The 20,886-nt window shown below is 64.2% G+C and carries 21 protein-coding genes; 13 read left to right on the plus strand and 8 right to left on the minus strand.

Annotation, left to right across the window (positions count from 1 at the left end):
- Positions 1-22: 22 nt before the first annotated feature.
- The 6 genes from ACIGJE_RS13120 to ACIGJE_RS13145 form a co-directional block, all read right to left on the minus strand.
- Positions 23-316, minus strand: a complete 294-nt coding sequence (locus tag ACIGJE_RS13120) for a hypothetical protein (protein WP_311933127.1) — start codon at positions 314-316, stop codon at positions 23-25.
- Complete coding sequence (locus tag ACIGJE_RS13125) at positions 313-1,080, minus strand: ABC transporter ATP-binding protein (RefSeq protein ID WP_311933126.1); 768 nt, start codon at positions 1,078-1,080, stop codon at positions 313-315. The genes ACIGJE_RS13120 and ACIGJE_RS13125 overlap by 4 nt, the downstream gene beginning before the upstream one ends.
- Entirely contained in the window at positions 1,080-2,099 is a 1,020-nt protein-coding gene (locus tag ACIGJE_RS13130; RefSeq protein WP_415083695.1) for an ABC transporter permease, read from the minus strand. The genes ACIGJE_RS13125 and ACIGJE_RS13130 overlap by 1 nt, the downstream gene beginning before the upstream one ends.
- Before the next feature lie 9 nt (positions 2,100-2,108).
- Positions 2,109-3,128 carry an ABC transporter substrate-binding protein gene (locus ACIGJE_RS13135; protein WP_415083693.1) on the minus strand — a complete coding sequence of 340 codons (1,020 nt, stop codon included), beginning with the start codon at positions 3,126-3,128 and terminating at the stop codon, positions 2,109-2,111.
- A 192-nt stretch (positions 3,129-3,320) separates the two neighbouring features.
- On the minus strand, positions 3,321-4,652 hold the full coding sequence (locus ACIGJE_RS13140; RefSeq protein WP_367625664.1) for an O-acetylhomoserine aminocarboxypropyltransferase/cysteine synthase family protein: 1,332 nt from the start codon (positions 4,650-4,652) through the stop codon (positions 3,321-3,323).
- 43 nt (positions 4,653-4,695) lie between these two features.
- Positions 4,696-5,739, minus strand: coding sequence for an isopenicillin N synthase family dioxygenase (locus tag ACIGJE_RS13145; RefSeq protein ID WP_415083691.1), 1,044 nt, complete (start codon positions 5,737-5,739; stop codon positions 4,696-4,698).
- 283 nt (positions 5,740-6,022) lie between these two features.
- Between ACIGJE_RS13145 and ACIGJE_RS13150 the strand changes: the two genes are divergently transcribed.
- Genes ACIGJE_RS13150 through ACIGJE_RS13160 form a run of 3 tightly spaced genes read left to right on the plus strand, consistent with a single transcriptional unit; the run spans position 6,023 to position 8,594 of the window.
- A complete protein-coding gene (locus ACIGJE_RS13150; RefSeq protein WP_415083784.1) occupies positions 6,023-6,979 on the plus strand; it encodes a sulfonate ABC transporter substrate-binding protein in 957 nt (318 codons plus the stop codon).
- Between the two features lie 14 nt (positions 6,980-6,993).
- A complete protein-coding gene (locus tag ACIGJE_RS13155; protein ID WP_311933116.1) occupies positions 6,994-7,794 on the plus strand; it encodes an ABC transporter permease subunit in 801 nt (266 codons plus the stop codon).
- Positions 7,791-8,594 carry an ATP-binding cassette domain-containing protein gene (locus ACIGJE_RS13160; protein ID WP_311933114.1) on the plus strand — a complete coding sequence of 268 codons (804 nt, stop codon included), beginning with the start codon at positions 7,791-7,793 and terminating at the stop codon, positions 8,592-8,594. Before ACIGJE_RS13155 ends, ACIGJE_RS13160 begins: the two co-directional genes overlap by 4 nt.
- A gap of 81 nt (positions 8,595-8,675) precedes the next feature.
- Here the strand turns inward: ACIGJE_RS13160 and ACIGJE_RS13165 are convergent, their stop codons facing one another.
- Positions 8,676-9,971 carry an NCS2 family permease gene (locus ACIGJE_RS13165; protein ID WP_311933112.1) on the minus strand — a complete coding sequence of 432 codons (1,296 nt, stop codon included), beginning with the start codon at positions 9,969-9,971 and terminating at the stop codon, positions 8,676-8,678.
- Positions 9,972-10,842: 871 nt separating this feature from the next.
- Positions 10,843-10,968, minus strand: coding sequence for a hypothetical protein (locus ACIGJE_RS13170; protein WP_311933110.1), 126 nt, complete (start codon positions 10,966-10,968; stop codon positions 10,843-10,845).
- On the opposite strand from ACIGJE_RS13170, the gene ACIGJE_RS13175 reads away from it, so the two are divergent.
- From ACIGJE_RS13175 to ACIGJE_RS13220, 10 genes are all read left to right on the plus strand, one after another.
- Complete coding sequence (locus ACIGJE_RS13175) at positions 10,967-11,194, plus strand: hypothetical protein (RefSeq protein WP_068287353.1); 228 nt, start codon at positions 10,967-10,969, stop codon at positions 11,192-11,194. The two genes, ACIGJE_RS13170 and ACIGJE_RS13175, sit on opposite strands and share 2 nt — an antisense overlap.
- Positions 11,191-12,294 (plus strand): methionine ABC transporter ATP-binding protein, encoded by a 1,104-nt coding sequence (locus tag ACIGJE_RS13180; RefSeq protein ID WP_376717608.1) that lies wholly within the window; start codon positions 11,191-11,193, stop codon positions 12,292-12,294. Before ACIGJE_RS13175 ends, ACIGJE_RS13180 begins: the two co-directional genes overlap by 4 nt.
- Positions 12,284-12,949, plus strand: coding sequence for a methionine ABC transporter permease (locus ACIGJE_RS13185; RefSeq protein WP_311933108.1), 666 nt, complete (start codon positions 12,284-12,286; stop codon positions 12,947-12,949). The genes ACIGJE_RS13180 and ACIGJE_RS13185 overlap by 11 nt, the downstream gene beginning before the upstream one ends.
- Before the next feature lie 147 nt (positions 12,950-13,096).
- Entirely contained in the window at positions 13,097-13,909 is an 813-nt protein-coding gene (locus ACIGJE_RS13190) for a MetQ/NlpA family ABC transporter substrate-binding protein (RefSeq protein ID WP_311933107.1), read from the plus strand.
- A gap of 416 nt (positions 13,910-14,325) precedes the next feature.
- Positions 14,326-14,835, plus strand: a complete 510-nt coding sequence (locus ACIGJE_RS13195) for a flavin reductase family protein (protein WP_311933106.1) — start codon at positions 14,326-14,328, stop codon at positions 14,833-14,835.
- Between the two features lie 21 nt (positions 14,836-14,856).
- A complete protein-coding gene (locus ACIGJE_RS13200) occupies positions 14,857-16,095 on the plus strand; it encodes an SfnB family sulfur acquisition oxidoreductase (RefSeq protein ID WP_311933105.1) in 1,239 nt (412 codons plus the stop codon).
- Positions 16,096-16,196: 101 nt separating this feature from the next.
- Positions 16,197-17,456, plus strand: coding sequence for an SfnB family sulfur acquisition oxidoreductase (locus ACIGJE_RS13205; RefSeq protein ID WP_311933104.1), 1,260 nt, complete (start codon positions 16,197-16,199; stop codon positions 17,454-17,456).
- A gap of 149 nt (positions 17,457-17,605) precedes the next feature.
- A complete protein-coding gene (gene ssuD / locus ACIGJE_RS13210) occupies positions 17,606-18,799 on the plus strand; it encodes an FMNH2-dependent alkanesulfonate monooxygenase (protein ID WP_483677635.1) in 1,194 nt (397 codons plus the stop codon).
- A gap of 166 nt (positions 18,800-18,965) precedes the next feature.
- Positions 18,966-20,351, plus strand: a complete 1,386-nt coding sequence (locus ACIGJE_RS13215; protein ID WP_415083685.1) for an LLM class flavin-dependent oxidoreductase — start codon at positions 18,966-18,968, stop codon at positions 20,349-20,351.
- 70 nt (positions 20,352-20,421) lie between these two features.
- Complete coding sequence (locus ACIGJE_RS13220) at positions 20,422-20,871, plus strand: RrF2 family transcriptional regulator (protein ID WP_105865248.1); 450 nt, start codon at positions 20,422-20,424, stop codon at positions 20,869-20,871.
- The last annotated feature ends 15 nt before the right edge of the window (positions 20,872-20,886 follow it).

Here is a 20,886-nt window from a genome sequence, read left to right on the forward strand (position 1 = left end):
AACGCGCGCCGGCAGTCTTGGTTCAGGCGTCTCCTGCCGTCCCCGTCGCGAGGCTGGCGCACAGGGCGGCGACACCGATCCACAGGCTCGCCGACCAATAGGCGATGATGGCCAGGGGATGGGTGCTGCGGCACAGCGATCTCGCAAGCTGGCAAATATCGCTGTTGCTGACAAGGCAGAGCCCGGCATCCGGGAGCGAGAGGTAATTGTAGCCGATCACATCCTGATAGGTAATCCACCACCAGGCGAGGGACAGCGCGACGATACCAGCCCCGAAGATCTGCAGAAGGCGGGTGAAGGCGGGCAGGGCACTCATGAAAGCTGCAATCCGAGCGCCTGCAGGATCTCCCGACGCAGATGGACCAATTCCGTATCGTCGCGATGGCGCGGATAGGGCTTGTCGACGGCAAACTCCGCCTTGATCCGTGCGGGCCTGTCGGAAAACACGATCACGCGGGAAGCAAGCAGCAGCGCCTCTTCGACGTCGTGGGTTACCAGCAACGCCGTGAAGCCCGTACGTTGCCAGAGCGACACCAATTCGTCCTGCAAAGCGAGGCGCGTCAGGGAATCGAGCTTGCCCAGCGGCTCGTCGAGCAGCAGAAGGGAGGGATCGTGCACCAGCGCCCGCGCCAGCGAGGCGCGCTGCGCCATGCCGCCCGAAAGCTGGTGGGGATAAGCGTCGGCGAAGCGCTCGAGCCCGACCAGCGACAGGGCCTGGCCGATGCGATGGCGCTGGCGGGCGAGCACGCCGCGCGCCTCCAGCCCCGCCGCGACGTTCTTGCGGACCGTCAGCCAGGGAAACAAGGTCGGGTCCTGGAACACCAGGATACGGGCGGGATCGGGGGCCGTGACCGCCTGGCCGTCGGCCAGGATGGCGCCGGCAGCGGGCGGCTCCAATCCGGCGATGAGGCGCAGCAAGGTCGACTTGCCGCAACCCGAAGGGCCCAGCAGGGCAACGAATTCACCCGGTTCGACCTTGAGGTCGACGCTATCCAGCACCGGCAACTCCGCACCCGAGAGGTCGAAATGATGGCTGACGCCGTGGACGTCGATGCCGATGCTGTGGCTCGAGGCAGCCATCAGATAAAGCCCTTCTGCCAGGTGAGGAGGTGATCGCGTATGACGAAGAGCAGCTTCACGATGCCCGCGCAGATCACCGACATGATCAGCAGCGTCGCGTAGACATTGGCATAGCCCGAATAGGCGGTCTGGAACTGGATGTACCAGCCGAGCCCGTATTTCGCGCCGAGCATCTCGGCCACCACCAGCACTGCGAAGGAATAATAGAGGCCCATGAACAGGCCGACGAAGACATGCGGCAGGGAGGCGGGAATGGCGATGTTGCGGATCAGGTACCAGCTGCCGGCGCCGAAGATGCGACTGACGTCGTAATAGGCGCGGTTCACCGAGGCGACGCCGGAGGCCGTCAGGATGGCGACGGGAATGCCGGAGGCCAGCGCCACGATGAAGACGCTGGCATCGAAGGTGTTGGGGAAGAAATAGAAAGTGCAGGGGATCCAGGCCGTGGCCGGAACCGGGCCGATCAGCTTCAGCACCGGCATGCCCCAATAGCTGAACCGCTTCGACCAGCCGAGCGCCACGCCGAGCCCATAACCCACCGCGATGCCGCAGAAGAAGCCGACGGACCACAGGCGCAAGGAATAGGCGATGCAGATGAGAAGGCGCTGGCTCTCGGTGACATAGACATGGAGCAGGCCGTGCGGCGGCGAGAAGAAAGGCTTGGGCAGCCAGCCGGTCTTGGCCGTCGATAGCTCCCACAAGGCCAGCCAGACGCTGATGGCGGCGAACCAGGGGCCATAATGCAGGAGCGTGCGTCCCAACCCGCCGAGGCGATGGACGGTGAAGGCCACCACCAGGAAGATCAGCCCTGCCGTGCCGGTGATGGCGGCGAACAGACCGGCACTGCCCCACGGCACCACGTCCGGCAAGCCGATCGTGATGGCCGCCGTGGCGGCCAGGGTCACCGAGGCCAGGAGCCCATGCTTCCACACGCCGCCCCATAGGCTACGCAGGGATGCCTGTGACGGGGGCGCCGCCTTGAGGAGTCCGGGATTGGGGGCGCGCAGGGTATCGCTCATCGCAAGGCCTCAGGCGAGCAGGTTGATGGTGACCCGCTCGGCGAACTCCTTGGGATCGGTGGTGGAATCGAGCACCTTGACCAGTTTGAGGTCCTCGGCCGCCAGGCGGATCTGGTCGACCAGGGGCTGGCCGATCGGGTGGTTGTGATAGACTAGCGTTCCCAGGATTTCGGTGAGCTGGGCCGCCGTCAGACCGGCCGGCTTGAGCGTGTCGAAATACCACTGCGCCACTTCGTCGGGATGGTTGGCGGTATATTCGTGGATCTCGATATTGGCCTCGGCCAGGCGCCGCAGGCCATCCTTGTTGGCCTCCAGGAAGGGGCCGTTGGCACCGAGGACGCAGCAGGTGTGGTTCTCGTAATAGCCGGTCTGGGTGTCGGCGATCTTGACGAAATCGAACTGCTTTTCGATGGCCCAGGCCCAGGGATCGAGATGGGCGGCAAGCTCGACATCGCCCCGGTTGAGCGTCTCGCCGACGAGCTCGAAGGGCACGGCCTTCCAGGTCACGTCGGTTTCAGGATCGAGACCGGCCTTGGCGAAGCTGACCTGGAAGGCGACCTGGGGCGGGGCACCGATGCCATAGGTGGCGATGGTCTTGCCCTTGGCGTCGGCCAGCGTCTTGATGCCGGAATCCTTGCGCGCCAGCAGGCGCTGGCAGCCGCCATGGGAGCCGACGAAGAGCTTGACGTCGAAGCCCTGCTCCAGGGGCTTCAGCCAATCGCCGATCAGGCCGGCGCCGGCATCCGCCTTGCCGGTGGCGAGTGCCTGGATCAGCGTCTGGCCGCTGGCGCCCTGGTAGAACAGTTCGACGTCGAGATTGTGCTTGGCGTAGATGCCCTTGGCCACGCCGAAACCGAGCGGCGAGTGGCAGGCCGCCACCTCCGTCCAGGCCAGGCGGATCTTCGGCGCCGGCGCTGCGATCGCTGGCGAGAAGATGCGGCCGCCGACGGCGGAGAGAGAGGCGAGGGCACCGGCCGCTCCGGCCAGTTTGAGGGCCTTGCGGCGCGAGAAAGCGGGAAGTCTGGACATGGGTTCCATCCGTGGCCGGCTGCTTGGGGCTGATCCATCGATCAACGAAACGAATTGGCTCGACGTTTGTCATTGCCGGGCTTGACCCGGCAATCCAGTTTCCCTTCCACACGTCGAAGACGGAGGCTCCTGGATGCCCGGATCAAGCCCGGGCATGACAAAGGTGGTGGTTCATTATTCCCGGACCATGTCTCAAGCCGCCTTGCGTTCCGCCGCGTCGTGCTCGCCTTCGGCAGCGGCCAGGGCCTGGGTCAGGTCGGCGATGATGTCGTCCGGGTGCTCGATGCCGATGGACAAGCGCACATAGCCGGGCGTCACGCCGGTGGCGAGCTGGTCTTCCGGCGTCAGCTGCTGATGGGTGGTCGAGGCCGGGTGGATGGCGAGCGAGCGGGCATCACCGATATTGGCGACGTGGTAGAGCAGCTTGAGTGCGTCGATGAAGCGTTTGCCGGCCTCCACACCGCCCTTGAGCTCGAAGCCGACCAGGGCACCATAGCCGCCCTTGAGATAGGCCTCGGCGCGACGGCGGTTCTCGTCCGACTGCAGGCCGGGGAAGATGACGTGGCTGACGGTGGCCTGCTTGGCGAGGAAGTCCGCCACCTTGACGGCGTTCTCATTGTGCTGGCGCAGGCGCAGCGGCAGGGTTTCCAGCCCCTGCAGCAGCTGGAAGGCGTTGAAGGGCGACAGGGCCGCACCGACGTCGCGCAGCAGCTTCACCCGCACGCGCAGGATATAGGCGATCGGCCCGAGCGGCTTGGCGGCCTCGGTCCAGATCGCGCCGTGATAGGCCTCGTCCGGCTGGGTCAGCAGCGGAAAGCGGTCGGCATGGTCCTCCCAGGGGAAATTGCCGCCGTCGACGATCAGGCCGCCGATGGAGGTGCCGTGGCCGCCGATATATTTGGTCGCCGAATAGACCACGACGGCGGCGCCATGTTCGAGCGGGCGGGCGATCAGCGGCGCGGCGGTGTTGTCGACGATGAGCGGAATGCCGAGCGAGCGGCCGATATCGGCGATCTCGCGGATCGGCAGTACCTGCAGCTTGGGATTGGGCAGCGTTTCGGCGTAGAAGGCACGGGTTTTGTCGTCGCTTGCTCGGCGGAAATTCTCCGGATCGGAGGGATCGACGAAGCGGACTTCGACGCCGAATTGCTTGAGTGTCGAGGCGAACAGGGTCCAGGTGCCGCCATAGAGGTCGGTGGACGAGACGACGTTGTCGCCGGCCTGGGCCAGATTGAGGATCGAATAGGCCGAGGCCGTCTGTCCCGACGAAACGGCCAACGCGGCCGCGCCACCTTCGAGGGCGGCAATGCGCTGCTCCAGCGCGTCGGTCGTCGGGTTCTGCACGCGCGTATAGATATTGCCGAGTTCCTCGAGTGCGAAAAGACGCGCGGCGTGGCCGGTATCCTGGAACTGGTAGGAGGTGGTCTGGTAGATCGGCACCGCCACGGCGCCGGTGGCCGGGTCAGCGCGATAGCTGCCGCCATGCAGGGCAAGGGTCTCGAAATGTCGGGAATCGGTGGTCATGCCAATGGCTCCTGAAGCGTGGCTTTGAAGATCGAACCGAAAATCAGTAGGCGGAGGCGACCTGCACCGGCTTGCTGGTGTCGATCAGGTCGGGATGGTGGCGGCGGGCGACGTCGGGATGGGAACGCAGGCGGCTCTTGAGATAGTTGCGCCCAGCCTCTCGGAAGAGCGGATTGAGCGGGTCCTGCGTCAGGCCGCGTGCTTGGGCGGCAAACTCCGGTGCCAGCGTTAGCAGCGGTACTTCGGCCTCAAGATTGGCACCGAGGAAGAAGGGCACCGACAGCCGATCGGTACCGGCCGGTGGCGAGACGACGCGATGGACGTTGGCGCGCAGATAGCCATTCGAGGCCAGTTCCAGGATCTCGCCGATATTGACGACGAAAGTGCCGGGGATAGGGGGAGCCTCGATCCAGCCATGCGCGCCCTCGACCTGCAGACCGCCCTGGACATCCTGCAGAAGCAGCGTGAGGAAGCCCGAATCCTTGTGCGCGCCGACGCCTTGGTCATCCTCACCGGCTTCACGACCGGGATAGCGCACGATCTTGAGGAGCTGGTTGGGTTCGGGCGTGTAGATCGGCTGGAAGGCATCGGCCTTCTGGCCCAAGGCGAGCGCGAAGGCGCTGAGCACGCGAATGCCGAGCTGGGTGACCTCCTGGAGATAGCGCAGTGTGATGAGCTGCAGTTCGGGCAAGGCTTCAGGCCATTGATTGGGCCCCTGCAGGCGATGCCAGGCCGGTGCGGTGGGATCGAGGGGGCGGGCCCTCTTTTCGGCGCCGATATCCACCTGCTCGCGCCAGTCCGGCTTGCCGCGCGTATGCTCGAAGCCGGCCCGGTTGTAGCCGCGGAAATGCGGCGAGTTGATCATTTCGATCGCCAGCTTGTCCTGTTCGGGCAGGTCGAAGAAGCGGCGCGACAGGCGCAGCACATCATCGATCAACTGCTGGGGGACGCCGTGGCCGGTCAGGTAGAAGAAGCCGGGACCGCGAGCTGCCTCGCGCAGGTTCTGGAGGAAGGCCGCGCGCTCTGCGGCTCCGGCCTCGAACCAACGGAAATCGAGGATAGGCAGGCTTTCGGCTGAAGTCGTCATGGCATTGGACCGTTCGGTTGAATCTCTATGTGAAATCGACCATGGCGGTATTTATAAGTCAACTGATTTTATAGACTATATAGAATTATAAAAGAAATCTGCCGAAATTAAGCTTTCATAGCAAAGAGTTAGATGCTGGATCGGAATCAGGTCGCGAACAGTCCGTGAGGGAAACGCGACCTGAATCGTGGGCAAAATTCATGCAGTCGAGACAGGAAATTAATTATTGACTAAATCTATCAACTATTGGGATTATGGCGCCGATACCCTCAAGGATGACCTGATGACTGCGCTCTGGACCCGCCGCTCTCTGCTTGCCGCCGCGCCCGCCTTCGCCGTGACCGCCGCCCTCGGACCCGCGCGCGCCGCGACGAAGACGATCCGTGTCGGCTACCAGAAATACGGCACTTTCCTGTTGCTGAAGGCGCGCGGCAATCTTGAACGCAAGCTCGAGCCTCTGGGTTTCGGCGTGACCTGGACGGAGTTTCCCGGCGGTCCGCAATTGCTGGAAGCCCTGAATGTCGGCGCGCTGGATTTCGGCATCACCGGCGAGGCCCCGCCGATCTTCGCCCAGGCGGCCGGCGCACCGCTGGTCTATGTCGCCAACGAACCGGCGGCTCCCCTCAGCGAGGCGATCCTGGTGCGCAAGGACAGTCCGCTGCAATCGGTGGCGGAACTCAAGGGCAAGAAGGTCGGGCTCAACAAGGGATCGAACGTTCACTATCTTCTGGTCAAGGCGCTGGAAAAGGCCGGACTGGCCTATGGCGACATCCAGACGGTGTTCCTCACACCTTCCGATGCGCGGGCCGCCTTCGAGCATGGCGACATCGATGCCTGGGTGATCTGGGATCCCTTCCAGGCAGCGGCGGAGATCGCCGTCGAGGCGCGCCAGCTTGCCAATGGCGAGGGCCTGGTCGCCAACCGGCAGTTCTATCTGGGCGAGCGCTCCTTCACCGAAGCCAATCCGGCCGCGATCGACGCCGTCCTCGCCGCCATCAACGAGATCGACCAATGGGCGAAGGACCATGTCGACGAAGCGGCGAAAGAGTTGGCCCCCGCCGTCGGCATTCCGGCCCCCGTGCTCAAGCTGGCGCTCGGCCGGCAATCCTGGAACGTGCAGCCGATCACGGCCGAGACGGTGGCCGCCCAGCAGCAGATCGCCGATACCTTCCATAAGCTCGGCCTCATCCCCAAGGCGATCAAGATCGCCGATGCGCTCCGCCCCGGCGTGACGCTCTGACAAGGGAGGGGCCGATGGCTTCGCGACGCTTGAATGGACTGGCCCGTCGCCTAGTGCCCTGGTTGCTGCCGGTGCTGCTGCTGGCCGGCTGGGAGCTTGCCGCCGATCTCGGCTGGCTGCAGGCGCGAGTATTGTCGGCGCCGAGCGCAGTGGCGCTCGCCTTCTGGCAGACCCTCCAGGATGGCACCCTCCTGCACAATGTCGGTGTCAGTGCCGGACGCGCCCTGCAGGGCCTGGCCATTGGCGGCCTGATCGGCTTCGCGCTCGGCGTCGCCAACGGCGTCTGGCGTCCGGCCGAATTGCTGCTCGACTCCACTTTGCAGATGCTGCGCAACGTGCCGCATCTGGCCATCATTCCGCTGGTGATCCTGTGGTTCGGCATCGGCGAAAGCGCCAAGATCTTCCTGGTCGTTCTCGGCGTGCTCTTTCCCGTCTACATCAATACCTATCACGGCATCCGCACCATCGATCCGCATCTCACCGAGATGGCACGCGTCTACGGCCTGGGGCCGGTGGCCCGGTTCTGGCGGGTAATCCTGCCAGGCGCCCTGCCATCGGTCTTCGTGGGCCTGCGCTACGGCCTCGGCATCATGTGGCTGACGCTGATCGTGGCCGAGACCATCTCGGCCTCCTCCGGCATCGGCTACATGACCATGAATGCCCGTGAATTCCTGCAGACGGACGTCATCCTGCTCGGCGTGATCATCTATGCCGTGCTCGGCAAGCTCTCGGACACTTTGGTGAAGCTGCTCGAACAGGCTGCCCTGCAATGGCATCCCACCTATGCGCGGCCCCGCCGGGAGGCACTGGCATGACCAATGCTCTGCTCCCTATAGAGGATGGCTATTTCGCCCCCGAACTGACGCGTAACAGCCTGGCCCCGTCCGATTTCGCCCGGCCGGCGCCGAAGCCCAAGGGGCTGGCGATCGAGTTGAAGGGGGCTTCCAAGGCCTTCGATCATCGCGTGGTGCTCGACAGGCTCAACCTCACCATCGAGCCCGGCGAATTCGTCGCCGTGGTCGGGCGCTCGGGCGGCGGCAAATCCACGCTTCTGCGCCTCATCGCGGGTCTCGATCGACCCAGCGCCGGCGAGGTCTCGGTGGGCGGAGCGGCCTTTCAGGGAGCCCATGCCGGCGCAAGGCTGATGTTTCAGGATGCGCGGCTGCTGCCCTGGCAGCGTGTGATCGGCAATGTCGGCATTGCGCGTGGCCCCAATTGGCGCGGCCTGGCCCAGGCCGCGCTCGATGAAGTAGGGCTGGGAGACCGGGCCAATGAATGGCCGAGCGTGTTGTCGGGTGGGCAGAGGCAGCGTGTTGCCCTGGCGCGCGCCTTGGTCAGCCGGCCCGACATCCTGCTGCTCGACGAGCCCTTCGGCGCGCTCGATGCCATGACGCGGGTGGAGATGCATCAATTGCTCTCGCGGATCTGGCGCGAGCATGGCTTCACCGCCATCCTGATCACCCACGACGTGTCGGAAGCGGTCGCGCTGGCCGACCGGGTCATCGTGCTGCGTGAAGGCGCCGTCGCGCTCGACCTGGCCGTCGAGCTGCCGCGCCCGCGCCGCGACGAGGACCGCAATTCGCAATTGGCAAGCCGCATTCTCTCCTACGTCTGATCCTGCCGCTTATACGAAAAAGCCGGGGCAGCGATGCTGCCCCGGCCCTTTTGTTTGTGCCGTTCTCCGACGATCGGAATCTCAACCACCCGAGAAGAAGGCGAAGCGGACCACGAACAGGACGGCGACCAGCCAGGTGGCCAGATGCACCTGCTGCGGGCGGCCGGTGAGGGTCTTGAGGGCGCAATAGCTGATGAAGCCGAAGGCAAGGCCGTTGGCGATGGAGTAGGTAAAGGGCATCATCAGCGCGGTCAGCGCGGCCGGAGCGGCCTCGGTGATGTCGTCCCACTCCACCTCGAGCAGTTCGCGCATCATCAAGCAGGCGACATAGAGTAGGGCTGGCGCGGTGGCATAGACCGGCACGGAACCGGCGAGCGGTGAGAAGAACAGGGCGGCCAGGAACAGGATGGCGATGACGATGGCGGTAAGGCCGGTGCGCCCGCCGGCCTGCACGCCGGACACGCTCTCGACATAGGCGGTGGTCGAGGAGGTGCCGAGCAGCGAGCCGGCGAGGATGGCGGAGCTGTCGGCCAGCAAAGCGCGGCCGAGCCGGTTGGGCTTGTCGGGCTGGATCAGGCCGGCGCGCTTGGCGACACCGATCAGCGTACCGGTCGCATCGAACACCTCGACCAGCACGAACACCAGGATGACATGCACCAGGCCCGCATGCATGGCGCCCACGAGGTCGAGCTGCAGGAAGGTCGGCAGGATGGAGGGCGGCATGGAAATGACGCCACCGAACTTGCTGACGCCGAGCGCGATCGAAAGCGCGGTGATGACGAGAATACCGATCAGGATGGCGCCGCGTACCTTGAGCACGTCGAGGGCTGCGATGATGAAGAAGCCGAGGATGGCCAGCAGCGTGCCGGTTTCCTTGAGCGACCCCAGGGTCACCAGCGTGGCGGGGCTGGCGACCACGATGCCCGAGCTCTTGAGGGCGATGATGCCGAGGAACAGGCCGATGCCGGCCGCGATGGCCGATCGCATCGAATGCGGAATGCCGGCGATCAGCCAACTGCGCACGCCGGTGACGGTCAGGAGCAGGAAGATACAGCCGGAGATGAACACCGCGCCGAGGGCCTGCTGCCAGGTAAAGCCCATGGTGGCGACGACGGTGAAGGCAAAGAAGGCGTTCAGGCCCATGCCCGGCGCCATGCCGATCGGCCACCGGGCGACCAGGCCCATGATCAGCGAGCCGAGGGCGGCTGCCAGGCAGGTCGCGACGAAGACCGCATTGCGGTCCATGCCGGTGGTCGACAGGATCTCCGGATTGACGAAGATGATGTAGGCCATGGTGAGGAAGGTGGTGATGCCGGCGATCACCTCCGTCCGCACCGAAGTGCCCTGTTCCTTCAGTTTGAAAAACGCGTCCAGCACGTCTCGCTTCCTCTCTTGCGGCACCCGCACGACCAAAGTCGCGCGCCTGACCCTTCCCGGTGAAGCGATTGCGGTCGCCACTCCGGGCTTGGCCTCTGCCGAGCGTTATGACTCCCCTTGCAGAACCTCCGGTTTCATCGCTCGGACGAAGCCAGCACGTACTGCATTTTCTCAATATTCAAGCAGATGATTTCGGGCAGGAAGCGCGTCCCAACCTGAAAGCATCTGCTCCGGCGGCCGTATTTTGTCATCCCGGGAGGAATGGCTGCCGCCGATGATCTGACGCGGCAGGGTGCCAGCCTCAAACCGTTCCAATCTCTGCTGCTTTGGCTCGTGGCACAAGGGGCCCGACGGCAGGCTGGGCTGGAAGGTCTTTCGCAAATATCTGTAAGAGGAAGAAGCCGCCGGAGGGCGGAATGCTGGCCGTGCCGGACAGAAATTCCGGCACAAATACCGTCATCGACCTGCCGGTGAAGGGCGGAGGCAGGACGATATGGCGTCTTTCGTCGTGTCTCGTCGACGCAAAACACGCAATTATGCCCTGTATATGGCGAGCGTGCGGTTTCGACTAGTGACTCGAAGCGTTGCCGGCCTGCTTTGCGCTTATTGTCTGATCATTACGGTAGGTTGAGTTCCGCCCGACAGCGGTTTATGTAAAGGCGCAGCGCTGTTCGGGATGCCCGGTTGTGGACATCGAAAAAATCGCCGAACAACAGTTGACTAATTTTGTGGACTATTTATTTTTGTGTCATCGGCTTCCCAGGGAGTCGGTCGCGGGGATTTGAGCGAGCAGCTTGCGCCGCGTCATCAAACGCTAAAGCGCCACGGCTGATGTCGTGGGCTCCAGACAGGAAGTGTCCCATGATCGTTGTCAGCGGAACGGATATCGGAAAGCCAGACGGAAAGATGTGTTGCGGCTGCTGTTGTTGCTGAAGCCCGTATAATCACATGCATTCCCTGTTTTTTCGGAGCGCCACCAGGTGGCGGCTTTATCCATGTCCCATCCCTCCAATTCCGAATCCTATGTTATTGAGATCTCCGGTGCCGCAGTCGGCATCGTGGTGCGCGAACCCCAGGCGCGCCGCTTTGCGTTTCATGCCGCCAGCCGGCGCTTCAGCCGGTTCGACGGCATGACCTTCGTGGGTCCGCGTGATGCCGAACGCTATCTTTCAGGCCAGGTCGCCAGGCGCCTGCACTCCCTGCTGGAGGAACTGGTCGCGTGAACGCACCTGTGAGAGTGGAAAACCTGACCTTGCCTGGTGAGGCGGAGGCAGGCGGGCCGATCGTGCGCTTCGAGCGCGTGTCGCGTTCCTTTGCTGCGCGCAAGGGCAGTGCGGCCGTGTTCGCGCTCGACGATCTCAGCCTGGAAATCCCGCGCGGCGAGATCTTCGGCGTGATCGGGCGCAGCGGTGCCGGCAAATCGACGCTGCTGCGGCTGATCAATGGGCTGGAGCGGCCGACAAATGGCCGTGTCGTCGTCGACGGCATCGAGGTCGATGCCCTGAGCGAAAGCCAGTTGCGCCCGGTCCGCCGGTCCATTGGCATGGTGTTCCAGCATTTCAATCTTTTGTCCTCGCGCACGGTCTTCGAGAATGTGGCGCTTCCCCTGGAAGTGGCCGGTATCGGCGTCGCCGAAATCCGGGACCGCGTCGAGCCGTTGCTCGACCTTGTCGGGCTCTCAGACAAACGCAACCGCTATCCGGCGGAGCTGTCGGGCGGCCAGAAGCAGCGCGTCGGCATCGCCCGCGCCTTGGCGACCCGGCCCAAGATCCTGCTCGGCGACGAGGTGACCTCGGCGCTCGACCCGGAGACGACGGCCTCCATTCTGGCCCTGCTGGCCGATATCAACCAGCGCCTCGGCGTCACCATCGTACTGATCACCCACGAAATGTCGGTGATCAAGGAGATCTGCCATCGGGTTGCCGTGCTGGAAGCCGGCAAGCTGATCGAGACGGGGCGGGCCTTCGAGGTGCTGACCCAGCCGCGCCACGCCACCACGGCCAGTTTCGTGCGCGGGGTCACCGGTGTCGAACTGCCGGCCGATCTCGCCCGCCGGCTCTCGGACCAGCCGAGCCCGGGCAGCCAGGCGGTGTTGCGCATCACCTTCACCGGCTCGCACGCCACAGCGCCGGTGGTCAGCCGTTTGACCACCATTCTCGGCATCGACATCAACATCCTGGCCGGCCGCATCGACACGATCGGCGGCGAACCCTTCGGGGCGCTTCTGGTTTCGGTGCCCGGCGACGAAGCGACCCGGCTTGCCGTGGTCTCGGCGGTGGAGAGGCTCAATCTGCAAGGGGAGGTGATCGGTTATGTCGCCTGAGATCCTCAAGGTTATCTGGGGCGCGACCGGCGATTCCCTGATCATGGTCGGCGTGTCCATCCTGTTCGGGACGATCCTGGGCCTGCCCCTCGGCATCTTCCTCGCCACCAGCCGGCGTGGCGAATTGCTGGCTTCTCCCAAGGTGAATGCGGTGCTTGGCGCGGTCGTCAACGCGGTGCGCTCGGTGCCTTTCATCATCCTCATCGTCGCGATCATTCCGTTCACAAGGCTGCTGGTCGGCAGTTCGATCGGCCTGAAAGGCGTGATCGTGCCCCTGACCATCGCGGTGGCGCCCTTCATCGCACGCATCGTCGAGAGCGCCATTCGCGAGGTCGACGCCGGGCTGATCGAGGCGGCGCGTTCCTTCGGCGCCACACCGTTCCAGATCATCCGCAAGGTGCTGTTTCCCGAGGCGCTGCCGGGTCTCGTGCTTGGCCTCACCCTCACCACGGTCAGCCTGATCGGCTATTCGGCCATGGCCGGCGTGGTCGGCGGTGGCGGGTTGGGCGACGTCGCCATCCGCTATGGCTATCAGCGCTTCATGCCCGAAGTGATGGGCGCCGTGGTCGTCATTCTCATCCTGCTCGTGCAGGGCGTGCAGTCGGCGGGCGACCTGGCTGCCCGCAAGCTCAACAAGCGCGTGCGACAGGACTGATGTCAGTCCCGACGATGCCGTAGCATCCGGGACCGGAACACCTCGCGGATCATTGGATGAAAGCCGTGATTTGCGGGAGGGAATCGAGGGTCGTTTCCACGGTCTCTCGGCATGATTCAACGTCTATCTAAAACAGGAAAGACTTCCATGTCCGCCTACACATTGACACGCCGCCGCCTCGCCGGCGCCGCCCTGGCCCTGGTCTTCGCTCTGGCTCCGGCCGGCGCGGCCTTTGCCGCCGAGAAGCTCAAGCTCGGTGTCATGGGTGGTGACGAGGAGCGCATCTGGGAGGTGGCCAAGAAGGTCGCCGCCAAGGATGGCCTCGACATCGAACTGGTCTCCTTCTCCGACTACGCCATTCCCAACGAGGCACTCGAGAAGGGCGACCTCGACGCCAACGCCTTCCAGCACAAGCCCTATCTCGACAGCCAGATCGCGGCCCGCGGCTACAAGATCGTGCCGATCGGCTATACGCTGGTGCAGCCGATCGCCCTCTATTCGAAGAAGCTGAAGGCTTTTGCCGATCTGAAGGAAGGCGCCGTCATCGGCATTCCCAACGATCCGTCCAATGGCGGCCGGGCCCTCAAGCTCCTGGAAGCCAACGGCCTGATCAAGCTGAAGACCGCCGAAGGCCAGGTGCCGAGCGTGCTCGACGTTACCGACAATCCCAAGAAGGTCGAGTTCAAGGAGATCGAGGCCTCGCAGCTTGCTAATCTGCTGCCCGACCTCGACGGCGCAGTGATCAACACCAACTACGCCCTCGGCGCCGGCCTGACGCCAGCCAAGGATGCGCTGATCCAGGAAAGCCGCACCAACAATCCCTATGGCAACTTCATCGCCGTGCGCGAGGCCGACAAGGACAAGCCGATCTTCAAGAAGCTGGTGGCCTCCTATCAGAATCAGGAAGTGGCCGATTTCATCAACGCCAACTTCAAGGGCGCGATCCAGCCGGCCTGGTAGGGTGGCATTGGTCGAATGCACGTTGCTGTCTCGTGCAGCGGCGTGTCTGAGCCAGAACCATAAAGGCGCTGACCTTTGTCATGCCCGGGCTTGGCCCGGGCATCCATAAGGCCGGCGGTAGAAGGACTGCGCTACAGCCTGGATTGCCGGGTCAAGCCCGGCAATGACAAAGGTCGAGTCGCTGCCGGTATAATCAGCCGGGACGATGGGCGGCTCCTGCTGGCCGTGTCGGCTGTCACAGCGTTATATTGATCGTTGCGAAGGGAGGTCCTTCGTAATTTTTTGGCCATAAATTCTATAAAATCTATAGACATAAGATTGTTGCTGTTGCACGATCCGCCCACGACGCGCCGCTGGGTGCACCAAGAAAGGGGAGGCGAGGCCTCCGCTGCTTCTTTCAGATGACGGATACGAACATGAATATCGCCGTGAAGCTGCCGCCGGTTACGGGGCCGAATCTGCGCGACGCCATGCGGTTGGTTGCCGGCGGCGTCAGCGTGATCACCGCGGGTGAAGGGGACGAGCGTACCGGTCTCACGGCGACCTCGGCCGTGTCGCTGTCGGTCGAGCCGCCGACCATGATCATCTGCGTCAATCGCGATGCCTCGGCCTGGCCGGTCATCCGCCGCTACGGCCATTATTGCGTGAACATCCTGGCAGACCATCAGCGCCACATCGCCGACCGCTTTGCGGGGCGGGGCGGTATCAAGGGTGCCGCCCGCTATGAGAACGCCGGCTGGAACCGCCTGTTCACCGGCGCCCTGGCGCTTGAGGGAGCGCTCGCCTCCGTCGATTGCGAGGTCGAGGAATTCATCGACCGTCACAGCCACTCCATCATCATCGGCGCCGTGCGCGGCATCCGCACCGCCGATGGTAGGCCGCTCGTCTATGCACAGGGTGGCTATGGCGGCTTCCACCCTGCCTGATTGAACAAGACCGGGATCACCATGACCATTTCCGTTGCGCCGCCGCTCACCTCTGCGCCGCCCCAATTCGACCTCGAGCCCCAGGCCCATGTCATCGCCTCCGATGCCGAGGCGATCGAAACAGCCACGACCCTGGCGGCTGAATTCGCAGCCGGGGCGGCGTTGCGCGACCGCGACCGTATCCTGCCGGCAGCCGAGCTCGACCGTTTCTCCAAGAGCGGCCTTTGGGGCATCACCATTCCCAAGGCCTATGGCGGCGCCGGCGTCTCCTGGGTGACGCTGACGGAGGTGATCAAGCTGATCTCGGCCGCCGATCCTTCCATCGGCCAGATCCCGCAGAACCACCTTGCTGCGGTTGACGTCATCAGGTCCACCGCTTCGGAAGAGCAGAAGAAGTTGTGGTTCGGCCGCGTGCTCGCGGGCTATCGGCTCGGCAACGCCTTCTCCGAGGCCAAGTCCAAGCATGTCGGCGCCTTCGAGACCACGCTGACCCCGGATGGCGACGGCTATCGGGTCAAGGGCGAGAAATTCTATGCCACCGGGGCGCTGTTCGCGCATTACATCCATATCGGCGCCGTCGATCCGGCCGGCAAGGTGAATCTGGCCATCGTGCCGCGTGACGCCGAGGGGCTTACCATCATCGACAATTGGTCGAGCTTCGGTCAGCGCACCACCGCGAGCGGCAATGTCCATATCGACAATGTGCGGGTGGGGGCCGAGGGGGTGATACCGGCCTATCTCGGCGGCGAGAATCCCTCGACCAACGGAGCGGTCTCCCAGATCATCCAGGCGGCCGTCGATGCCGGCATCGCGCGCGGCACCATCGAGGACACCATCAAGTTCGTGCGCAACAATGTCCGTCCCTGGATCGATAGTGGTCAGGAGCATGGCTATGAGGATGTCTTCACCATCGCCCAGATCGGTGACCTCAAGGTCAAGCTTCATGCCGCAGAGGCCCTGCTGGAGAAGGCGGGACGGGCTGTTGACGCGATCGTGGAGCAGCCGACCGAGGAGGGCGTGACGACGGCTGCCGTCGCGGTTGCCGAGGCCAAGGTGCTGACCACCGAGATCGCCATCCTCGCCACCAACAAGCTGCACGAACTGGGCGGCACGCGCTCGACCCTGGGCCAGTACAATCTGGACCGGCATTGGCGCAACGCGCGCACCCATACGCTGCACGATCCGGTGCGTTGGAAATTCTATCATGTCGGCAACCACGCCCTGAATGGCGTGAGCCCGCCGCGCCATCCCTGGAGTTGATTTCTCCGGGTGCGCGGGCGTCCCGCCCGCTTTTGGAAACATCGAACCAACCGGAAGAAAGAGCGGGCGAGACGCCCGCGCACCCGGAATAGGACTCAATCATGCCCACCGCCGCCGCCCTGACCGCCGATACCCCGCCCGAGCGCCTCGTCGCGTTCCGGGCACCACCCCTGCGGGCCGGCAAGGCCCATATCATCAAGGACGATGCCGAGGCGCTCGCTGCCGCGCGTGAGGTCGCGGCCAGGATTGCCGAAACCGCGATCGAGCGCGACCGCGAGCGGCGCTTGCCTTACGAGGAACTCGACTGGCTGTCCGATGCAGGCCTCCTCGCCATCACCGTGCCAAAGGCCTATGGCGGTGCCGAAGTATCGTCCGGTACGCTGGCCGAGGTGATCGCTCTTCTCTCCGCGGCGGATGGCTCGATCGGCCAGATTCCGCAGAACCACTTCTTCATCCTGCACGCCTTGCGCCTGGAAGGCAGCGAAGAGCAGAAACGCTTCTTCTACGGTCGCATCCTGGCCGGCGAGCGCATCGGCAATGCCCTGTCCGAGATCGGCACCAAGACGGCGCAGGACCACAACACCCGCCTCAGCAAGGACGGGCCGGTGCTGCGGCTCAACGGGCGCAAATTCTATTGCACCGGTGCCTTGTTCGCCCATTGGGTGGCCGTGGTCGCCAATGACGACGAGGGTCGTTCCACCATCTCCTTCGTGCCGCGCCAGACCCCGGGTCTCGAGGTCATCGACGATTGGGCCGGCTTCGGCCAAAGGGTCACCGGCTCGGGCACCACCACGCTCGACAATGTCGAGGTGCATCCCTTTTCGGTGATCTCGCTGAAGGCCGTCTTCGATCGGCCCACATCGATGGGGCCGGTGGCGCAGATCATGCACGCCGCTGTCGAAGCCGGCATCGCACGGGCTGCCCTCGCCGAGACCTTGAGCTTCGTGAAGAAGCATGCTCGTCCCTGGAAGGACAGCGGCCTCGATCACGGCTACGAGGATCCCTACACCATCGCCGGCATTGGCGAGGTGAAGATCCGCGTGGCCGCCTCCGATGCCTTGCTGGAGCGGGCAGGGCGCTTTTCCGACATTGCCGTGGCCGATCCCACGGTGGAAACGGTCGCGGCTGCTTCGGTGGCCGTTGCCGAGGCCAAGGTTGCCTCAACCGAGGCGTCGCTGCTGGCCGGCAGCAAGTTGATCGAATTCGCCGGCTCGCGCGCCACTCAGACCCAGTTCGGTTTCGACCGCTTCTGGCGCAACGCCCGCACCCACACCGTGCACGATCCCGTGCGTTGGAAATATCGCGCCATCGGCGACTACTGGCTCAATGGCATCAACCCGCCACGCCACGGCGCCATCTGACCGGAGGATTGTCCATGAACACTGGAAATCCAACCCGCTCGACCTTTGTCATTGCCGGGCTTGACCCGGCAATCCAGCTCCTTTCCTGACAAAGTCGGCGCTTTCGTCGCTTCCCGGCAATGTCCAAGTATACGACCAGAGACTTTACCATGCCCTATGATCTCGACCTGCCCCCGCCTGCCCAGGAAACCGACGTGCTCTGGTTCCTGCCGACCCATGGCGACGGGCGCTATCTCGGCAGCGAGCAGGGGGCCCGGCATGTCTCGCTCGGCTACCTCTCGCAGATTGCCAAGGCCGCCGACGACCTCGGCTATTTCGGGGTGCTGCTGCCCACCGGGCGATCCTGCGAAGACAGCTGGGTCATCGCCTCGGCCATGGTGCCGCTGACCAAGCGCCTGCGTTTCCTGGTGGCGATCCGTCCCGGCCTGACCACGCCGGCCTTCGCAGTCCGCTCGGCGGCGACGCTCGACCGGCTCTCGGATGGTCGCCTGCTCATCAATGTCGTCACCGGCGGCGATCCCGTGGAATTGAAGGGGGACGGCGTCTTCCTCGACCACAAGGAACGCTACGAGGTTACCGACGAATTCCTCGACATCTGGCGCGAGCTGCTGCAGGGCGGCAAGGTCACCCGCGAGGGCAAGCACCTGCGCATCGAGGATGGCGTGCTGCTCTATCCTCCCGTGAATCAGCCCTATCCGCCGCTTTATTTCGGTGGCTCGTCGGAGGCCGGCAACGAGGTCGCCGGCAAGCATGTCGACGTCTACCTGACTTGGGGCGAGCCGCCCCAGCAGGTGGCCGAGAAGATCGCCAATGCCAAGGCGGTTGCCGCCAGATATGGACGCACGCTCTCTTTCGGCATCCGCCTGCATGTGATCGTGCGTGAAACTTCGGCCGAGGCTTGGCGTGCTGCGGACGCGTTGATCTCCAAGCTCGACGACGAGACCATCGCCACGGCCCAGAAGGTGTTCTCGCGCATGGATTCGGTGGGGCAGAGCCGCATGCGGGCTTTGCATGGCGGTTCGCGCGACAAGCTGGAGATCAGCCCCAATCTATGGGCCGGCGTCGGCCTGGTGCGCGGCGGGGCGGGCACGGCTCTGGTCGGCAATCCCGACGAGGTCGCCGAGCGCATGAAGGAATATATGGCGCTCGGCATCGACCGCTTCATCCTCTCCGGCTACCCGCATCTGGAGGAGTGCTATCGCTTCGCCGAGCTGGTCTTCCCCAAGCTTCCCTTGAAGAAGACCACCGGCAATGATTTCGGGCCCGCGCGCAATGCCGGCCCCTTCGGCGAGGTCATCGCCAATGTCGTGGCGCCTTCTCATCGCAAGACAGCAGCGGGATAGGTTCTTACCCTCCCCTGGAGGGGGAGGGTCGGACGAAGTCCGGGGTGGGGTGATTTCTTTGCAGGATAGAGCTGTTTCCATCATCATCGCGACCAGTGCCTCTTCACCCCACCCCGGCCTTTCAGGCCGACCCTCCCCCTCCAGGGGAGGGTAAAGAAGCCAAGTGATGTCCAAACCCATCCGTTTCAATGCCTTCGAGATGAATTGCGTGGCGCACCAGTCCCCCGGGCTGTGGCGCCATCCAAGGGATCGTTCGCGCTCCTATAACCGGCTCGATTATTGGCTCGACCTCGCCCGCATTCTGGAGCGGGGCCTGTTCGACGGGCTGTTCCTGGCTGACGTGCTGGGGGTCTACGATGTCTATGGCGGCAATGGCGCGGCGGCCCTGCAGCATGCCACGCAGATCCCGGTGAACGACCCCCTGCTGCTCGTGCCGGCCATGGCGGCAGTGACGCGGCATCTGGGTTTCGGCGTCACCGTCAATCTGAGCTATGAGCCGCCCTATGGTTTCGCGCGCCGCATGTCGACGCTCGACCATCTGACGGAAGGGCGTATCGGCTGGAACATCGTCACCGGCTATCTCGACAGCGCGGCTCGTGGTGCCGGCAAGGACAGGCAGACGGCGCATGACGATCGCTACGCCATCGCCGAGGACTATATGGCCGCGGTCTACAAGCTCTGGGAGGGAAGCTGGGCCGACGACGCCGTGGTCGCGGACGCTGAAGCCGGCGTCTTCACCGTACCCGAGCGGGTACGCAAGGTGCAGCATGACGGACCGCATTTCCGCATCGACGCCCTGCATCTGAGCGAACCTTCGCCGCAACGCACGCCCGTGCTCTACCAGGCCGGGACCTCGCCGGCGGGGCTGGGCTTTGCGGCGAGGCATGCCGAATGCGTCTTCATTTCCGGGCCGAGCCGCAAGGTGATCGCCAGCCGGGTGGCTGCCATCCGGCAGGCGGCCGCGCGGATTGGCCGCGATCCCGCCAGCATTCTGATCTTTACGCTGCTGACCGTGATCGTGGCGCCCTCGGATGAAGAGGCGAGGGCGAAGCTCGCCGATTATCGCCGTTATGCCGATCACGAGGGGGCTCTGACCCTGATGTCGGGCTGGACCGGTGTCGATTTCTCGCAGCTTGATCCCGATGCGATCGTCGAGCATGTCGAGAACGAGGCCGGCCGTTCGGCGCTCGAGAATATCACCCGCGCCGATCCCGATCGCCGCTGGACGGTACGCGAAGTCGCCGAGCATGTGGCGATCGGCGGCATCGGCCCGCTCGTTGTCGGCTCGCCCGCCAGAGTTGCCGACGAACTGGAAGCCTGGGTCGATGAAACGGGGATCGACGGCTTCAACCTCGCCTTTGCGGTGCGCCCGGAGACCTTCCGCGATGTCGCCGATCTGCTGGTGCCGGAACTGCAGCGGCGGGGACGTTACAAGACGGCCTATGCCGAAGGCGCCCTACGCCAGAAGCTCTTCGGCGGCTCTGCGCGCCTGTCAGAAAGTCATACGGCAGCAGATTATCGCCAGCTTTGGCAGGCTTTAGAGACGGCATGAGTAGCAAATCAGCCCTTTTACGATTACCAGAGGGCGGAAGGGGAATTCCGAATCGCAGTCCGGGGGCCGCATGCTGACGAAAAAGGGCAAATATGGCCTCAAGGCAATGGTGCATCTGGCCGGCGCTGAGCCGGGCAAGCCTTGTCTTGTCTCCGATATCGCCGAACAGAACGGCATTCCCAAGAAGTTCCTCGATACGATTCTGGGTGAATTGAAGAACGCGGGCTTCCTGCATTCGAAGAAGGGCAAGGGTGGCGGCTATGTCCTGGGCCGGCCGGCAAGCGAGATCCGCGTCGGCCATATCGTGCGTGTGTTGGACGGCCCGCTCGCACCCATTCCCTGCGCCAGCCGAACGGCCTATCAGCGTTGTGACGACTGTTCCGACGAGAGCCAGTGCGCCGTGCGCCTGATGATGCTCGAAGTGCGCCAGGCCATTTCCACCGTGCTCGACAACCGCACCCTTGCCGAAATGCGGGCGCTGGCGGATCTCGACGACCTGACCCTGATGTACCACATCTGACCGATTGGCCGGCAA

The organism is Labrys sp. E2SS-1L (assembly GCF_057073705.1).

What these genes read in the sequence shown, in the direction of transcription:
- ACIGJE_RS13120 (WP_311933127.1), bottom strand. Translation starts at nt 316, where the DNA reads ATGAGTGCCCTGCCCGCCTTCACCCGCCTTCTGCAGATCTTCGGGGCT.
- ACIGJE_RS13125 (WP_311933126.1), bottom strand. Translation starts at nt 1,080, where the DNA reads ATGGCTGCCTCGAGCCACAGCATCGGCATCGACGTCCACGGCGTCAGC.
- ACIGJE_RS13130 (WP_415083695.1), bottom strand. Translation starts at nt 2,099, where the DNA reads ATGAGCGATACCCTGCGCGCCCCCAATCCCGGACTCCTCAAGGCGGCG.
- ACIGJE_RS13135 (WP_415083693.1), bottom strand. Translation starts at nt 3,128, where the DNA reads ATGTCCAGACTTCCCGCTTTCTCGCGCCGCAAGGCCCTCAAACTGGCC.
- ACIGJE_RS13140 (WP_367625664.1), bottom strand. Translation starts at nt 4,652, where the DNA reads ATGACCACCGATTCCCGACATTTCGAGACCCTTGCCCTGCATGGCGGC.
- ACIGJE_RS13145 (WP_415083691.1), bottom strand. Translation starts at nt 5,739, where the DNA reads ATGACGACTTCAGCCGAAAGCCTGCCTATCCTCGATTTCCGTTGGTTC.
- ACIGJE_RS13150 (WP_415083784.1), top strand. Translation starts at nt 6,023, where the DNA reads ATGACTGCGCTCTGGACCCGCCGCTCTCTGCTTGCCGCCGCGCCCGCC.
- ACIGJE_RS13155 (WP_311933116.1), top strand. Translation starts at nt 6,994, where the DNA reads ATGGCTTCGCGACGCTTGAATGGACTGGCCCGTCGCCTAGTGCCCTGG.
- ACIGJE_RS13160 (WP_311933114.1), top strand. Translation starts at nt 7,791, where the DNA reads ATGACCAATGCTCTGCTCCCTATAGAGGATGGCTATTTCGCCCCCGAA.
- ACIGJE_RS13175 (WP_068287353.1), top strand. Translation starts at nt 10,967, where the DNA reads ATGTCCCATCCCTCCAATTCCGAATCCTATGTTATTGAGATCTCCGGT.
- ACIGJE_RS13170 (WP_311933110.1), bottom strand. Translation starts at nt 10,968, where the DNA reads ATGGATAAAGCCGCCACCTGGTGGCGCTCCGAAAAAACAGGGAATGCA.
- ACIGJE_RS13185 (WP_311933108.1), top strand. Translation starts at nt 12,284, where the DNA reads ATGTCGCCTGAGATCCTCAAGGTTATCTGGGGCGCGACCGGCGATTCC.
- ACIGJE_RS13190 (WP_311933107.1), top strand. Translation starts at nt 13,097, where the DNA reads ATGTCCGCCTACACATTGACACGCCGCCGCCTCGCCGGCGCCGCCCTG.
- ACIGJE_RS13195 (WP_311933106.1), top strand. Translation starts at nt 14,326, where the DNA reads ATGAATATCGCCGTGAAGCTGCCGCCGGTTACGGGGCCGAATCTGCGC.
- ACIGJE_RS13200 (WP_311933105.1), top strand. Translation starts at nt 14,857, where the DNA reads ATGACCATTTCCGTTGCGCCGCCGCTCACCTCTGCGCCGCCCCAATTC.
- ACIGJE_RS13205 (WP_311933104.1), top strand. Translation starts at nt 16,197, where the DNA reads ATGCCCACCGCCGCCGCCCTGACCGCCGATACCCCGCCCGAGCGCCTC.
- ssuD (WP_483677635.1), top strand. Translation starts at nt 17,606, where the DNA reads ATGCCCTATGATCTCGACCTGCCCCCGCCTGCCCAGGAAACCGACGTG.
- ACIGJE_RS13215 (WP_415083685.1), top strand. Translation starts at nt 18,966, where the DNA reads ATGTCCAAACCCATCCGTTTCAATGCCTTCGAGATGAATTGCGTGGCG.
- ACIGJE_RS13220 (WP_105865248.1), top strand. Translation starts at nt 20,422, where the DNA reads ATGCTGACGAAAAAGGGCAAATATGGCCTCAAGGCAATGGTGCATCTG.